This is a genomic window from Novosphingobium sp. TCA1 (assembly GCF_009811895.1).
Classification (GTDB): Bacteria; Pseudomonadota; Alphaproteobacteria; order Sphingomonadales; family Sphingomonadaceae; genus Novosphingobium; species Novosphingobium panipatense_A.
Window position 1 is genome coordinate 33,290 of record NZ_BLJH01000003.1, and the last position, 14,687, is coordinate 47,976.

17 protein-coding genes are annotated in these 14,687 nt (G+C 65.0%); 10 read left to right on the forward strand and 7 right to left on the reverse strand.

What is annotated here, in order from left to right; all coding sequences use genetic code 11:
• Positions 1-20 precede the first annotated feature (20 nt).
• The 3 genes from fliP to NTCA1_RS05270 are packed head-to-tail and all read right to left on the reverse strand — an operon-like array spanning position 21 to position 1,333.
• Positions 21-773, reverse strand: coding sequence for a flagellar type III secretion system pore protein FliP (gene fliP / locus NTCA1_RS05260; RefSeq protein WP_086491341.1), 753 nt, complete (start codon positions 771-773; stop codon positions 21-23).
• On the reverse strand, positions 766-1,095 hold the full coding sequence (locus NTCA1_RS05265) for a flagellar biosynthetic protein FliO (protein WP_086491342.1): 330 nt from the start codon (positions 1,093-1,095) through the stop codon (positions 766-768). Before NTCA1_RS05265 ends, fliP begins: the two co-directional genes overlap by 8 nt.
• A gap of 4 nt (positions 1,096-1,099) precedes the next feature.
• Positions 1,100-1,333, reverse strand: a complete 234-nt coding sequence (locus NTCA1_RS05270) for a FliM/FliN family flagellar motor switch protein (RefSeq protein ID WP_086491343.1) — start codon at positions 1,331-1,333, stop codon at positions 1,100-1,102.
• Between the two features lie 116 nt (positions 1,334-1,449).
• On the opposite strand from NTCA1_RS05270, the gene flgC reads away from it, so the two are divergent.
• Genes flgC through NTCA1_RS05310 form a run of 8 tightly spaced genes read left to right on the forward strand, consistent with a single transcriptional unit; the run spans position 1,450 to position 6,278 of the window.
• On the forward strand, positions 1,450-1,857 hold the full coding sequence (gene flgC, locus NTCA1_RS05275; protein WP_086491344.1) for a flagellar basal body rod protein FlgC: 408 nt from the start codon (positions 1,450-1,452) through the stop codon (positions 1,855-1,857).
• Between the two features lie 11 nt (positions 1,858-1,868).
• Entirely contained in the window at positions 1,869-2,228 is a 360-nt protein-coding gene (locus NTCA1_RS05280; protein WP_086491345.1) for a flagellar hook-basal body complex protein FliE, read from the forward strand.
• A 27-nt stretch (positions 2,229-2,255) separates the two neighbouring features.
• Complete coding sequence (locus NTCA1_RS05285; RefSeq protein ID WP_086491346.1) at positions 2,256-2,519, forward strand: flagellar biosynthetic protein FliQ; 264 nt, start codon at positions 2,256-2,258, stop codon at positions 2,517-2,519.
• Between the two features lie 4 nt (positions 2,520-2,523).
• A complete protein-coding gene (gene fliR, locus NTCA1_RS05290) occupies positions 2,524-3,309 on the forward strand; it encodes a flagellar biosynthetic protein FliR (RefSeq protein WP_159829058.1) in 786 nt (261 codons plus the stop codon).
• A 4-nt stretch (positions 3,310-3,313) separates the two neighbouring features.
• Positions 3,314-4,384, forward strand: a complete 1,071-nt coding sequence (gene flhB / locus NTCA1_RS05295) for a flagellar biosynthesis protein FlhB (RefSeq protein WP_159829061.1) — start codon at positions 3,314-3,316, stop codon at positions 4,382-4,384.
• A 55-nt stretch (positions 4,385-4,439) separates the two neighbouring features.
• Positions 4,440-5,564, forward strand: coding sequence for a flagellar basal body P-ring protein FlgI (locus NTCA1_RS05300; protein WP_374705160.1), 1,125 nt, complete (start codon positions 4,440-4,442; stop codon positions 5,562-5,564).
• Between the two features lie 2 nt (positions 5,565-5,566).
• Positions 5,567-5,866: a rod-binding protein gene (locus NTCA1_RS05305; RefSeq protein ID WP_133083508.1), complete on the forward strand. Its 300-nt coding sequence runs from the start codon at positions 5,567-5,569 to the stop codon at positions 5,864-5,866.
• Entirely contained in the window at positions 5,856-6,278 is a 423-nt protein-coding gene (locus tag NTCA1_RS05310; protein ID WP_086491350.1) for a flagellar biosynthesis protein FlgN, read from the forward strand. Before NTCA1_RS05305 ends, NTCA1_RS05310 begins: the two co-directional genes overlap by 11 nt.
• A gap of 79 nt (positions 6,279-6,357) precedes the next feature.
• Here NTCA1_RS05310 and NTCA1_RS05315 read toward each other — a convergent pair whose 3' ends face one another.
• From NTCA1_RS05315 to NTCA1_RS05330, 4 genes are all read right to left on the reverse strand, one after another.
• Complete coding sequence (locus tag NTCA1_RS05315; RefSeq protein WP_159829064.1) at positions 6,358-7,689, reverse strand: bifunctional diguanylate cyclase/phosphodiesterase; 1,332 nt, start codon at positions 7,687-7,689, stop codon at positions 6,358-6,360.
• Positions 7,690-7,772: 83 nt separating this feature from the next.
• Complete coding sequence (locus NTCA1_RS05320; RefSeq protein ID WP_236549110.1) at positions 7,773-8,825, reverse strand: XRE family transcriptional regulator; 1,053 nt, start codon at positions 8,823-8,825, stop codon at positions 7,773-7,775.
• A gap of 696 nt (positions 8,826-9,521) precedes the next feature.
• Positions 9,522-9,947 carry a flagellar biosynthesis protein FlgB gene (locus NTCA1_RS05325; RefSeq protein WP_086491352.1) on the reverse strand — a complete coding sequence of 142 codons (426 nt, stop codon included), beginning with the start codon at positions 9,945-9,947 and terminating at the stop codon, positions 9,522-9,524.
• A gap of 11 nt (positions 9,948-9,958) precedes the next feature.
• Entirely contained in the window at positions 9,959-12,697 is a 2,739-nt protein-coding gene (locus NTCA1_RS05330) for a hypothetical protein (RefSeq protein ID WP_159829067.1), read from the reverse strand.
• A gap of 105 nt (positions 12,698-12,802) precedes the next feature.
• Here NTCA1_RS05330 and NTCA1_RS05335 point away from each other — a divergent pair, with 105 nt between their 5' ends.
• A complete protein-coding gene (locus tag NTCA1_RS05335; protein WP_374705164.1) occupies positions 12,803-13,831 on the forward strand; it encodes a flagellar motor switch protein FliG in 1,029 nt (342 codons plus the stop codon).
• A 151-nt stretch (positions 13,832-13,982) separates the two neighbouring features.
• Complete coding sequence (locus tag NTCA1_RS05340) at positions 13,983-14,654, forward strand: FliH/SctL family protein (protein WP_236549111.1); 672 nt, start codon at positions 13,983-13,985, stop codon at positions 14,652-14,654.
• Positions 14,655-14,687 lie beyond the last annotated feature (33 nt).

A 14,687-nucleotide genomic window follows, 5' to 3' on the forward strand; every position in this document is an offset into this window, starting at 1 on the left:
GGCGATCGAAGGGAGCCGCGTCAACCCGGCCCGCCGAAACTCTTCACCAGCGAACCGGCGATCAAGGCCCATCCATCGACCAGCACGAAGAAGATGATCTTCATCGGTAGCGAGATCGTTGCGGGCGGCAGCATCATCATACCCATCGCCATCAGCACCGCCGCTACGGCCAGGTCGATTACCAGGAAGGGCAGCAGCAATAGGAACCCGATCTCGAAAGCGCGGCGCAGTTCGGAGATCATGAAAGCGGGCATCAGCGTGGTCATCGGCAGTTCCGCGCGCGAGGCGGGCACTTTGCCGGAAAGCTGGACGAAGAGCTTCACGTCGTCGTCGCGGACCTGCTTGAGCATGAATGTGTGGAACGGCTTGCTGGCCCGCTCCAGCGCCTGGGTCTCGTTGATGCGGCCCTGGTTGTAGGGGACCATGCCGTCCTTCCAGGCCGCGTCGAACGTGGGCGCCATGACGAAGAACGAGAGGAACAGCGCCAGGCTGATGACCACCGGGTTCGGCGGCACGCCCTGCACGCCGAGGCCCGAGCGCAGCAGCGACAGTGCGACTATGATGCGCGTGAACGAAGTGATCGTCATCAGGATGCCGGGCGCGAGGCTGAGCACCGTCATCAGCAGGACCAGCTGGATCACCCGGCCGGACATCGCGCCCTCTCCGAGCGGACCTGCAGCGGCGGCGGCCTTCTGGGCCATGGCGGCTTCGGGCAATACGGCAAGAATTGCCGCCCCGCAGAGTGCGGCGGCGACGGCATAACGCTTATGCATCGGAAGGAGCTTTCGGAGTGACCGGACCGATGCACGGCGCGGAATCGAGCATGACGACGCCTTCGGGCGAGATCAGCAGGCTGATCTCGCGGTAATCGCGGCGGATGAGGACGACCGAGCGGCGCGGATCGATCGAAAGGCGCTCGATCAGTTCCAGACGGCGCTCGCCGCGATCCGTGCCGAGGCCTGCGAAAAGCTGGCCGTTCAGCCATTTCTGCGGCAGCTTCAAGTCATAGCGACGCACGACCCAGAGCGCGCCGACAAGCATGCCGAGCACGACGCCGAGCGCGCCGATGGTGCGCAGGAGAGAGAGAAAGTCCATGCGTTCAGCGCTCGCGCTCGACGACCTTGGTGATCTCCAGCGACATGATCTCGCCGTTCATCAGGATCTTGCCTTCCGCCACCAGCTGGTCGTTGACGTAGACGCGGGTGGGGTCACTGTGCCCGCAGTCGAGGGGGATCATCGCGCCGCGGCTCATTTTGAGAACCTGGCGGATGGGGATGCTGGTCGATCCGAGTACGATCGACATGTCGATGGGAATGCCTTCGAGGACGGACATGGCGCGTCTCCTTTCAAGGCTGCTTATAGGAATTATTTTATAGGAGTGCGCGCTGCTAGGCAAAAAATGCCTATAAGGAAGCTGACTGCCGCAAGGGCAGGGCAGGAGCTGTCTTGATGGAATTGAACAACTCGATCGGCGTCTCGGCATCGGGCCTTCGCGCCCAGTCGCTGCGGATGCGTGTGATCGCGGAAAACCTGGCGAACTCGGACTCCGTGGCGAAGACCCCGGATGCCGATCCCTATCGCCGCCGGGTGGCCACTTTCACCGCCGAAGTCGATCGCGCCAGCGGCGCCACGCAGGTTGCCGTCAAGTCGATCGAAGGCGACAAGAGCCAGTTCGGGCGTGTCTACCAGCCGGGCAGCCCGGCGGCCGACGCGCAGGGCTATGTCAGCCAGCCCAACGTCAATCCGCTGATCGAGGCTGCCGACATGAAGGCGGCCCAGCGGTCCTACGAAGCCAATCTCAATGCAATCGAATCCGCGCGCGGCATGACCATGCGCACGATCGACCTGCTCAAGTAAGGAAACACTCCATGGCAATCGGAGCACTCGACGCCGCGGCCGCCTACGGCCGCGCGATGAAGACGGCTGCGCCTTCGGCAGGCGGCGCGGCAGGCGGCCTCGCCGGTCTCGGCGACATGGCCGGCGGCCTTTCCGCCGCTGCGGGCGGCGCTGGCGGCAACTTCGGCAGCATGGTGGAATCCATGGTGACCGACGCCTCGACCTCGCTGCGCACCGCCGAAGCGGAAAGCGCCAAGCAGGTGGCGGGCAAGGGCGACCTCATCGACGTCGTCACCGCGATCGGTGCGGCGGAAACCGCGCTCGATACCGTGGTCGCCGTGCGCGACCGCGTGGTGAACGCCTATTCCGACATCATGCGGATGCAGATCTAGAGCCGGTTCAGGGGAAGTTTCCGCGTCATGACCTCACCCGAAGCCATCGAGATCGCGCGCGCCGCGCTGGTGCTGGTGCTGACCATCGCCGGCCCGATGCTGATCGCCGCGCTAATCGTCGGCGTTGCCATCGGCCTGCTCCAGGCGCTTACCCAGGTGCAGGAAATGACGCTGACTTTCGTGCCCAAGATCCTGGTCCTGGGCGTGGTCATGCTGCTGTCGTTGCCCATGATCGGCCATGCTCTTGGCGCGTTCATGGATCGCATTGCCGACGCCATCGTCACCGGCTGAGGCAATGGGCGGGGGATCTCTCGACCTGGCGACGCTCGCGGCCCTGCCGATCGACGCGGCGACCTTCCTGATCCTGTTCTGCCGGGTCGGGGCGGTGATCATGCTGCTGCCGGCATTCTCCGAGGATGCCGTGCCGCCGCAGATCAGGCTGGTGATGGCGCTCGGCTTCACGCTCGGGCTTTACGGCATGCTTCAGGGACACGTTGCGCCTGCCGTGAAGTCCGAGGCCTCGCTGCCGCTGCTGGTGATCGGCGAGATGATGGTGGGCCTGGCGATGGGCATGATCGTGAAGATCCTGTTCAGCGCCGCCGCCATCGCCGGTTCCATCGCCAGCCAGCAGGTCGGCCTGGCTTCCGCCCTGGTCAACGATCCGTCGATGGGCGGGCAGGCGCCGCTGCTCTCCCGCCTCTTCGGCGTCGCGGCGGTCATCGTCTGCATGAGCCTGGGCGTCCATCACTTGTGGATCGCCTCGATCTTCCAGTCCTATTCGGTGTTCCCAGTGGGCGGCCTTCCACCCGCCGCGCAGTTCGCCGATCTGGCGGTCAAGGTGACCGGGCAGGCGATGGCGCTGGGCGTCAGCCTTTCGGCGCCGCTGATCCTTTATGGCGCGCTGTTCAATGTCGGCCTTGGCCTGGCGGCGCGTGTCGCGCCCTCGATCCAGGTCTTCTTCATCACCCAGCCGCTCAACCTGCTGCTCGGCATCTCGGTGCTGGCGATGACGCTCGGCACGATGCTGACCGCTTTCGCGACCGCGATGGGGTCGTTCATGCAGAACGGATGGAGCCTCTAGAGCCATGGCCGAGAGCGACAAGGACCAGCGTACACACGAGCCGACCCAGAAGAAGCTCGAGGATGCCCGCAAGCGCGGCGAAGTGGCCATGGCCCCGGAAGTGCGCCATGCCACGATGATGGCAGGCGCGCTGATCGTCACCGGATGGGTCGGCATTTCCGCGATCCGTCACCTCGGCATGATGATGACCCGCCTCTGGGGCAGCGCCGAGGACTATGCGCTCGACCCTGACGGCGCCCAGAACCTGATGACCGGCGTGGCGCGCCATTTCGCGCTGTCGCTGCTGCCGGTGTTCGGCGTGCTGCTGGTCTGCGCGGTGGCGACGATCTTCCTGCAGAGCCGTGCCATGCTGAGTTGGTCGCGGGTGAAACCCAAGTGGTCCAAGCTCAATCCCGCCAGCGGATTCAAGCGCATCTTCGGGATGCGGGCGCTGGTGGAGTTCGGCAAGACACTGGCCAAGTTCAGCGCCATCGGACTTGTCGTGTTCATGGTGCTGAGGCCGCGCATGACCGGCCTCGACCAGCTCGTGGGCTTCGCGCCGGGCGCGGTGGGCGCGGCGGCGGGGGAACTCGCCTACGAAGCGATCCGCGCGGTCTTGCTGCTGGTCGTCGCGCTGGCGCTGTTCGATTTCATCTACCAGCGCCGCGCCTTCATGAAGCGCATGATGATGACGCTCCAGGAGGTGAAGGACGAGCACAAGCAGAGCGACGGCGACCCCAAGATCAAGGCCAAGATCCGCCAGATCCAGATGCAGCGCTCCCGCAAGCGGATGATGGCGGCCGTGCCCGAGGCCAGCGTCATCATCACCAACCCGACGCACTATGCCGTTGCGCTCAAGTACGACCACGGTGCCATGGCGGCGCCGGTCGTGGTGGCCAAGGGCCTCGACGCGATCGCGCTGCGTATTCGCGAGATCGCCACCGAATCCAAGGTGCCGATCGTGGAAAGTCCGCCGCTGGCCCGCGCCCTCTATGCCGCCGTCGATATCGATCGGCCGATCCCCATCGAGCATTACGCCGCGGTCGCCGAAATCATCGGCTACGTCATGCGGCTGGCGAAGATCGGGAAGAAGTGAGGTGAAAATGCCGATCCAGCCCGCCCATCGCTCCAATCATCCTATAAGGTCAGAGATGTCCAAGCGTTTCAAATCGAGGATGCGCGCTCCCCTGCTGGCCCTGGCGGCTGGCATGGTCCTGCTTGCGCCCGGCGTGGCCCTTGCCGGTCCGCAGCCGCGTATCAAGGACATCGTCGATGTCGAGAACGTGCGGTCGAACCAGTTGGTCGGCTACGGTCTCGTCGTCGGCCTCCAGGGCACCGGCGACCGCATCCGCAACATTCCCTTCACCGAAGAGACCTTGCAGGCCATGCTGGAGCGCATGGGCGTGAACATTCGCGGCACGCAGATGCTGACGCAGAACGTCGCGGCGGTCACGGTGACGGCAACGATGCCGCCTTACGCCCGCGCCGGTTCGGCGATCGACGTGCAGGTTTCGGCGCTGGGCGATTCCACCAGTCTCCAGGGCGGTATCCTCCTCGTTTCCTCGCTGCGCGCGTTGGACGGGGAGATCTACGCGGTGGCGCAGGGGCCGGTCGCGGTTTCCGGCTTCAAGGCGCAGGGCGCCGCGGCGCGGCTCAGCCGCGGCGTCATGACGACCGCTCGGATCGCGGGCGGTGCCATCGTCGAGCGCGAGGTCCCTTATGACCTGCGCTCCGCCCAGACGCTCAAGCTGGCGCTCAAGAACCCCGATTTCACCACGGCGCGCCAGATCGCGGCCACCATCAACCGCGAAGCGCCCGGCGCCGCGCAAGTGCTCGATCCCGGCACCGTGGAACTCAATCCGGCGGGCGGTTCGGTGATCGACCTGATTACCCGTGTCGAAAATCTTCCGGTCCAGGTGGATCAGGCCGCCCGCATCGTCATCAACGAGGCGGCGGGCACCGTGGTCATGGGCGCCGACGTGCGCGTCAGCCCCGTGGCCATAGCCCAGGGCGGGCTGACGATCAGCGTCACCGAGACGCCGATCGTCTCGCAGCCTGCGCCCTTCTCCAATGGCGAGACCACCGTGGTGCCGCGCACTCGCGTGGAAGCGGACGACGGCAGCGGCGCACATCTGGCGGTGCTGAACAGCGGGACTTCGCTCCAGACACTGGTTGCCGGGCTCAATTCGCTGGGCGTCAGCCCGCGCGACCTCATCACCATCCTGCAAGCGCTGCGCACGGCGGGCGCGCTTCAGGCCGAAATAGCGGTACAGTAAAGATGGCAGATCCGGTTCTTCGTTCGCTTCCTTCCCGTCCCGTGGTCCAGACCCCGGATCGCAGCCCCGCCAAGGTGGCGCGCGATTTCGAAGGCGTCTTCGCCGGACAGATCACCAAGATCCTGCTGGAAACCGTCGAACAGGGCGAGGATTTCAACGGCGGCCACGGCGAGGAAATGTTCCGCGGCGTGCTGGCCGAGCAGATCGGCAACCAGATCGCCAAGGGCAAGGGGCTGGGCATCGCATCCGCCGTAGAGGCGCAGATCATCCGCCTTCAGGGAGGCAGCAACCGTGCCGAATGAACTGATCGAGATCATGACCTCGCTCTCGATGGTGATGCGCGAGGAAACCGAACGCCTCGAAGGCCGCGAGCGTGCGCTCGATCTGGCGGAACTGGCGGCGGCGAAGACCCGGCTCGTGGGTTCGCTGGAAGAAGTGCTGGCGCGCCGCAACCGGCTCGACCCGGAGTGGACCGAGCAGATGGACGACGAGACGCGCGAGCGCCTTGCCGAGGCTCTGGGCGAGTTGCGGGCCGCCTCGATGGTGAACTCGGCGCTGCTGGAGCGGCAGATCGAACTGTCGATGGAGATGATGGGCGCCATCGCCAACGAGGCCAAGCGGCTCTCGGGCAATCGGACCTACACCTATAGCCCCAGGGGCGACATCGCGCGCCTCGATCTGACCACACCGATCTCGTTCAACACCGAATACTGACTGGGCTGAAGCTTTATCGATGCAAGAAGGGGAGGCGTGGCACGAGGCCGTTCCTCCCCTTCTTGCATGACGATCGGTCCTAGAGGGACAGGGAACGCGCTGTCCTGCCCGTCATCGCCGCCGTGTCACCGGAAGGCACCGGGCGTCCGAACAGGAAGCCCTGGCCGAAAGCGCAGCCGAGCTGGGACAAGTGGCGGGCCTGCTGCATGGTCTCGATCCCCTCGGCCGTCACCGGCATGTCGAGGCTCCGGCCGAGGTCGACCACCACTTTCACCAGCTTGCGCCCGGCATCGCTGTCGAGCGCCTGGACGAGGGTGCGGTCGATCTTGATCATGTCGAGTGGCAGCTTGGAGATCCTGGCGAGGCTGGCATAGCCGGTCCCGAAATCGTCCAGCGCCACTTTGATGCCCGCCTCCCGCAGACTCGCCACGGTGGCCTGTGCCGCCTCGACATTGTGCATCACCGCATGCTCGGTGATCTCCACGGTCAGCCGGTCGGGCCGCAGGCCGCTTGCGAAGACGATGCGCATCAGGCGGGCGGCGATCCCGGGGTCGCAGACCTGGCGGGGTGCCATGTTGAGCGACAGTCCGAGGTGGCCGTCCCAGTCGCGGGCGTCACGGCAGCACTGGCGCAGCATCGCGAAAAGCAGATCGTCGTCGAGCGCGGCGTTCTCGGCCAGGCCCAGGAAGCGATCGGGGCCGAGCAGGCCGCGCTGCGGGTGATCCCAGCGTGCGAGGGCTTCGAAGCGGACGGCTTGGTGAGAGGGCAGGGCGACGATGGGCTGGTAATGGGGAATGATTTCCCCCCGCAGCAGCCCGCTGCGCAAGTCCGCCTCCAGGGCGGCGCGTTCGCTCAGGCTGTCGTACATTTCCGGCGCAAACTGTTCGATGGTGCCGCTTCCCGCCTGCTTGGCGTGGGACAGCGCGATCGATGCGCCGCGCAGCAGTTCCTCGACTGTCATGGTGCCGCCCGGGTCGCTGGCAATGCCGATCGCGGCTGTGGGATGAACGATATGGCGGCCGAGGCTGACGGGATCGCCGATCGCCTCCAGCAGCCGGCACGCAATCGTTTCTGCGGCCATCTTCGGGCTGGTGCCCTCTGTGACCGGCAGCAGGCAGGCGAATTCGTCCGCGCCGAGGTGGATGACGGCCAGGTGCCCGGAGAGCCGGGTGCAGCGGTCGTACACGATGTCGATAAGGTGGTCGCCGCAGGCATGGCCGCAAAGGTCGTTGACCAGCTTGAAGCGGTCGAGATTGACCATCAGCAGCGACAGGGCGCGCGAGGGCGCGCGAAGCCCCGCAACAGCCTGCTCGATCAGGCGCAGCGGGGGGACGCGCGGGATCGGCGGGATGGCCGTGGATCGCGGCGGGGGCCGCTTTCCATTCGGCCTGAATGGATGGGGTATGCGCATCGTGTCTTTCGGACCCTTGGACACATACCATTATATCGCTCCGGCGGGGACTACGGGCCGGAGGAGATGTCAATTACCGTCATCTATTCGAAAACAGCAGCCACCACGGTTGCGAGGCCAGCCGGATCGAGTTCGTCGATCGCGATCTCCAGATCGGGATTCTCGCTGTAGCCGAGCATGCGGCCGTGCCGGTCGAGCGTGACCGACAGCACGCGCAGGCCCTGTCCTTCGGTGACGACGGCAAGGCCGCCGGCCGATGGGAAGCGATCGGGATCGACGACCAGGATCGACCGCCCCGGCAGGCCCGCACCCAGGGTCGGGCGCCCGAGACGCAGGCCATAGGCGCGCGGCCCGGCGCTGCGGGGCGCCTCGACCTGGTCTCCGGCGGGGGTGCGCGCGATCAGGCCTTCGGGCAGGGGGCTGCCGAATACCGGTACAAGACGCTGGGGCGGGGCTTCGGCAACAAGCGTATCCGCGCTCGCCGCAGTCTCTACCGCCTCGGGCGAAGGCTTCTGCCTTGCGGCGGAGCGTTCGAGCAGGGTCTGCGGCAGCCCTCGGCCAAGGGGCTCGGCGCGGGCGGCGGGAGCCTGCTGCAGCTCACCGCGTAGCGCACCGATACGGGCGCGGGACTTGGCGATGCGCAGTTCGGGGTTGGCCACCAGCGGCAGGACCGTGTCCAGTTCTCCGCGCTGATAGGCGTCATGAACCACGGCGGTCAGCTGGGCATCGTCGGCGGCGGCGAAGAGGCGGCGCAGCGAAGCGCGGACGTCTTCGTTCCAGCGATCGTAAGGCTTCAGGGCATTCTCGATCCGGGAAAGGATAACCGGGGCGATCCCGTATTCCTGCTCCAACGCGGCGATCGTCAGTGCATTGTCTGAAGCGCGCCGGTTGCGCAGGGCCGCTGCCAGGAGCACCGCGAAACGTTCGGCTTCCGGGTCGGCCCGGTCGGCGGCATGAAGCGGATCGGCCCAGGCCGAGATGTCGAATTCGGGATCGTCGATATCGATCAGCAGATCTGCCGCATCGATGCCCAGGGCGGCGGCAATATCCCGCAGCTCTCCGGCACGCGCGAAGATCTCGCCCCGCTCGATCTTGGAGAGGCGAATATAGGTGATTGTCGGAAGTTTATCCGACAACTCAAGCAGCGATCCAATATTCAACTGCTTTCGGAATTTGCGGATGCGGTTCGGAAAGACGAGCGTGCGGTAAGCATCGATCTCGATTGCGGTCGGCGCCGTTGCAAGCGCCTTCCCAGTCCGCTTCTGCGATCCAAGCGGTTTTTGGGTCATTGAAGCTCTTAAATCTGGCTATGGATGAGGAATTTGTTCCACGGAACGCCCACTCGGTCAATAATCCATTATGTATATCGTGCCAAAGTGGGTCGGATTGCGATCCCCGGCAATAACTTCCACCAGTATCCTTCCTATTTTGCACCATAACGGGTAGTCATGTGGTGTTTCCTGGAAATTTCAGCTTCGTTGCAGGAAAAACTTTCCTACCATTTGTGGGCGCTGCGAATGACGCGATGATCGCACAAACGAAGAGTTAAAAATCTGAAACATATATATTTTGTTTTTGAACGTCTCATCGTTCATTCCGTTCCCCTCCTATTGAAATTCAGCCCACCTCTTTATCCAGAATAGGATGGGCTAGCTTGAAGGCAGGCTGAACGAAACCGCGTCGGCGGCGAATTCCCATCCTGACGGGACGAGGTGAAGGATACCTCTTTAGGGGTAGAAGGACGGCCGACGTTCGGTTTTCAAGGAAAAGGGCGCGATCCCGGCAGGACCGCGCCCCTTTCTGGAGCACCGGAGCAATCGCCTGGAGCGCGGTCAGCCGCGGCCGAGGGCGGTCTTCATCAGGCCGATCTGCTTGCGGTAGAGATTGGTCATGGCCGCGAAGTCGGCCTGTACCTGCCCGAGATTGAGCAGCTGATCTTCAAGCGTCACATTGTTGCCGTCCGGCTTGGTTTCGGTGGTCTCGCCGTCGAGAACGATATGGCTGCCCGCCTGCGGCGGCCGCGCGCCGAGAGCGGTCATGCTGCCCGAGAGTTCGACTTTCGGCCGCGAGACGCGCGGCGCTCCCGCCGTTTCGCCATATTGGGAGACGAGCGAGGAGAAATCCGGGGCGTCGACCGTGCGGGCCTTGAAGCCGGGCGTTTCGTTGTTGGCGATGTTCTCGGCGATCACCCGCTGGTGTTCGGCCATGAACTTCATCGCCTGGCCCATGCCGTCGAAGATAGGAGGAAGTGAAGACATCTGGGATTACCTCAGGAACCGGTCAGGCGCGACAGGGCGGCCTGGTAGTTGGCAAGCTGTTTCTGCTGGTAGGCGGACCCGCCGCCGGACCCGAGCGCTCCATCGACAAGGGCGGTCTTGCCCGAATCCCAGTAGAGCGAGCGATAGGCGGACTGGGTCATCGACAGGGCGGAATTGATCTTGGCCAGCGCCGTAGCTGCGGACTTGGCGTTGGTCAGGGTAAGGTCGGTCGTCAGGTTCATGCTGTAGGTGCCGCCGGGCGATACCTTTGGCGCGTCCTTTTCCGGCGTCTTGGATGCGACCAGGCGGACAGGATCGATGCCCAGCTTCGAAAGTGCGTCCTTGCCGTCGGCGCCGGCGCCGAGTTCGATCTTGTAGCCCGATTTCACCTGGATCCGCAGCGTGGTCTCACCATCCACACGCGGGGTGGTGATCGTCGCCTTGGTGCCGGTGATGCGCTGGATCTTGGTGGAGAGCGTCGCCATCGTCTCGTCGGCGTCGATCGTGATCGTGCGCGTGGCCCCGCCGTCGACCCTTATGGTGAACTGATCCCCCGCGCGCAGGCTGGTCTGGGACGTGAGCGTCGTCGATTCCTGCTGGTTGATCGTGCCGCGGCTGAGGCCGAGCGCGCCCAGGACCGTCGATCCGCCGACGGCCGCAGAGATCTTCACCGGCTCGGCCGTAAGGCCGTGCATGCCCCATTGGGAGATGTTCTCGACTGTGCCCGTGGCCGAATCGATCCGGGCGACGAACCCGTCGACGGTGCCCGATTTCGTGCCGCCGAGGTCACCGGCGGTACGTCCGCCGACATAGAGCGTGCCGTTCACGTAAGTGACGCTGTCGGCCTTGTCCGAGGCCGAAGTGCCGATGTACGTCGTGGTGGCCGATGACAGGGCGCTGTCGATCCGGGTGACGAAAGCGTCCTGGCCGCCGCTGATGGCATTGACCTGGCTTCCGCTGACTGCCGTGGAGGTGGTGCCGACGACGGCGATCTCGCCGCTGTCAGACACGGCGATGGCGCTGGCGGAAACGTTGCCGAGCGCGATAGATCCGAGGTCCGTCGACAGCGAGGCGGCATCGAACCGGCGGACGGATGCGGTGCCGCCCTCGTTGGTCAGGGCCAGAAGGTTGCCGCTGCCGTCGATGGCGAGGGCGGTGATGGAATCGCTGCCGCCGCTGTCGATCAGGCGGCGTTCCTGCACTTTGCCGGTGGCGTCGAGCCGGGCGACGAAAGCGTCGCCGCCGCCCTGGGACGCCCTGCCGGCCACATAGATGCTGCCGTCGTCGCCCACGGTGACCGCGCTGGCCGTTTCATTGCCGATCTGCCGGATCGCGGTCGAGGACAGTTCGGCGCCGGCGGCGCTGAAGCGGGAGACGAGTATGTCCGTCTGGCTGTCGTCCGCACTGTTGAACGCGCCGCTGACCGAACCCGCGACGACGATGTCGCCATTGGGCGCCAGCGAGATCGCCGCGCCTTCGGCGCTGCCTGCCGCGCCCAGGGTGCGCTGCCAGACGACATTGCCTTCGCTGTCCACTTTGGTGAGGAACAGGTCGTTCTTGCCGTCGGAAATGTTCGAGCCGAGATCGCCTGCGGTCGTGCCGACGACATAGCTGAAGCCCTGCTCGTCGGTGACGATGGCGCGCGCCTGGGTCGCGGCGGCGACCGTATAGTCGGGCTCGGTGGTGTCCGTCGTGGAGGAGGAGCTTGTGGTGGTGGTAGTGGCCGTCCCCGCCGCCTTGGCGCGCGCGGTGGCGTCGGCATCCACGCCATTGAGCTTGCTCTCGCGCTGCCAGGTCAGCGAGCCTTCGAGATCCTCCACCTTGTAGATGCGCGCGGCGGTGGGGGAGCCGTATGCCGTTTCGCCGCTGGCGACGATCAGCGCGTCTCCGCCGCCGACCTGGTCGATGGCGGCTTTCTCGATACCGGCCGGGTTGAACACCAGGCCCCATTTGCCGTCGTTCTTCTCTACCGTGAAGTTCGACTTCCACTTGCTGACGGGATTGCCGTCCGCATCGACGACGGGATTGCCGTTGGCATCGACCGATTGCGAGGTGCCGATGGCGGCATTGAGCGCGGCGGCGACGGAATCGAGCGTGGGGGGCTGGGTCGTCTGCGAGAGATCGACGGTGACGATTTCCGTGGTGGTGCCCCGGGTCAGGGTGACTTGCAAGACCTCATTGCCGGTCATGCCCGCGATCGCCGCATCGCGGGTCTTGGAGACGCCCTGGCCGGTCACCTTGGAAGAGGTGACGCCCGCGTTGATGCCGACTGTCGACTGGCCGCTGGCGGGCATGCCGAAATTCAGGTTCAGCAGGTCGGTCTCGGCGCCGCCGAGATAGGCCTGGAGATCGGCGAGGCCCTTGGCGAAGGCCTGCTGGAGCGAGGCGCGTTCGGTGGACGAAGTGGTCGCCTTGGCCGCGCTTTCGGCTAGGATGCGCAGCCGGTCCAGCGTCTTGTAGGTGGTGAAGGCGGTCTGCACGTCCGGCAGATCCTCAAGATTGCTGTCCTTGGTCGTATCGACGAGGGACAGCATCTTCTTGATGGCCAGGATCTGCGAGCTGACCGGGCTGGTATCCGCATCTTCCTGCCATGGCGGCGTGGTCTCGGGCACGGCAAGCGTGAAGGCCTTCTTGGCTTTCATGACCGCCGCGCTGTCCAGGGTGGCAAGCGAGGTGGAAAGCGCGGAATAGGCGCTGGTTCCGCCCAGGACAGAGAGGCCGATCAACCCGTTGTTTAAATTTATCGTCAATTCTGTCTCCATCGGGCGGTTGCGCGGGTCATTCTCCTATAAATAGAGGGAACATGGCCCTGACCGTACGGGATCGAGCAATTTTTCGGGGGTATCGAAGTGACGATGATGGCTGCGGTTGTTGAGCCGCCGGAGCTCAAGAAATACTCGGGGATGCAGCGCGCTGCCGCGCTGATGCTCGCTCTCGGCCGCGATCATGGCGGACCGATCTGGGAGCAGCTGACGACCGAGGAAATCAAGGAGCTGTCTTCCACGATCGCCCAGCTCGGCCGGGTGCCCTCGGTCGTCGTCGAGCATCTGCTCGTGCAGTTTTCCGGCGAAGTCTCGTCAATGGCCTCGCTTCACGGTTCCTACGAGACCACCGAGCGGCTGCTGGAGGGTATCCTTTCGGCGGACCGGGTGAAGGAGATCATGGAGGATATCCGTGGTCCTTCCGGCCGCACGATGTGGGACAAGCTGTCCAACGTCAGTGAAGCCGTGCTCGCGGGCTATCTCAAGAACGAATATCCGCAGACCGTGGCGGTGATCCTGCACAAGCTGCGCCCCGATCACGCGGCGCGGGTGCTGGCCGAACTTCCGCGCGAATTCGCCACCGATGTCGTCATGCGCATGCTGCGGATGGACACCGTGCAGAAGGACGTGATCGTCCAGGTCGAGCAGACGCTGAAGAGCGAGTTCATGACCAACCTGTCGCGCGCCCAGCGCCGCGATCCGCACGAGACCATGGCCGAACTGTTCAACGCGCTCGATCGTTCGACCGAGGAAGCGATGCTGGGCGCACTCGACGAGAAGGCCCCGGAATCGGCCGAACGTATTCGCGCGCTCATGTTCACTTTCGAGGATTTGGGCAACCTGCTGCCGGGCGCGATCCAGGTGATCGTGCGCAATTGCAACAAGCGCGAACTGGCTCTGGCGCTCAAGGGTGCGCCGGACGAGATGAAGAAGATGTTCTTCGGCGCCATGACCGAACGTGCCGCCAAGCTGATGCGCGACGACATGGCCGCGATGGGCCCGGTTCGTGCGCGCGAATGTGAGGAAGCGCAGACGGCGCTGGTACGCCTGGCCAAGTCGCTGGGCGATCGCGGCGAGATCATGCTGGTCGATCCCAAGAGCGACGACGCGATGATCTATTGATCCTTTATCCGGGTTCCGGCCCGGAAGCGGCATCGATCCGGGAATGGGGCGGTGCCGGGCGAAGCGGGACCAAACCTGTTTCGTCAAAGCGAAAGCTCAGGTATTGAAAGTATTTACGAATTCCGAGGGTGCGGCGATAATGGAGGATCCCATGACCATTCAGCCATTCGGTTTCGACAGGATATTTCGTTTTCCTACCAGCGAGCCGGTCGATGAGCGGCGACACGACGAACTGCGCGAGCATGTCGCGGAACTCCAGGCCCGGATCGAGCGCCTGCACGAGGACCACGTTGCCGAACTCGCACGGGCGCGTGTCGACGGCTTCGAGGCCGGGCTGGAGCAGGCACGGGGCGAGCGGGCGGAAGCCATGCTGGCTGCCACCGACGCGCTTCATGCCTCCATCGACGATGTCGAGCGCCGTTTCGATGCGGTGATGGACCAGGTCGTGGCCGAGGCCGGGGCGATCGCGCTCCAGGCCGCGGAATTGCTGGCGGGACATGCGATCACCGCGCAGCCCGCGCGGGCCATCGACGAGGCGCTGACGCGCGCGCTCGATCAGGTGGCGCGCGATACCGCGCTCTCGATCCGCGCCAATCCCGCCATGCGCGAGGATATCGAACGGTTGGTCGAGGATCGCCGTGCCCGCGAACGCCGTTCCATGTCGATCGTCGTCGTCGATGACGAGGCGCTGCCCTTGGGCGACGCTCATATCGGCTGGGCGGAAGGCGGCCTCAACGTCGATGCGGCATCGCGCCGCGCCGCGGTTCTGGCCGAACTTGCAGGCGTTCTGGGAACCGCCGCCGGCCAGGAAGGCGCCGCGTAAACTTTTCCTGTTCCCGGCAAGAGTTGCCTAGCG